Here is a 224-nt window from a genome sequence, read left to right as displayed (position 1 = left end):
AGTTCACCCAGAATCAGTAGGTCAATACATGGGCTTAAAGGATAAGAACGGTGTAGAGATATATGAGGGGGATGAATATAAAACAACACAAGGTAATAAATATAAAGTGATGTTTATTTCTGGGAGTTTTACTGGATGCATATCAGAAAATGATTGTGCTCCTTTAGGTTGGAATGAATCTGCCCCAGATGACTTTGTGGAACAAATTGAAATAATCGGAAACT

Annotated in this window: 1 protein-coding gene; it reads left to right on the top strand. The window is 36.2% G+C overall.

Annotated features, from left to right (window positions below):
• Positions 1-28 precede the first annotated feature (28 nt).
• Positions 29-224: YopX family protein (locus QCD85_RS23785; protein WP_301264096.1), on the top strand; the 196-nt coding region annotated here is incomplete at its 3' end.

It is taken from the genome of Paenibacillus sp. PsM32, from assembly GCF_030433815.1.
GTDB lineage: Bacteria > Bacillota > Bacilli > Paenibacillales > Paenibacillaceae > Saccharibacillus > Saccharibacillus kyungheensis.
Note: the sequence above shows the minus strand (reverse complement) of the source record. Positions and strands in the feature narration are given on the sequence as shown.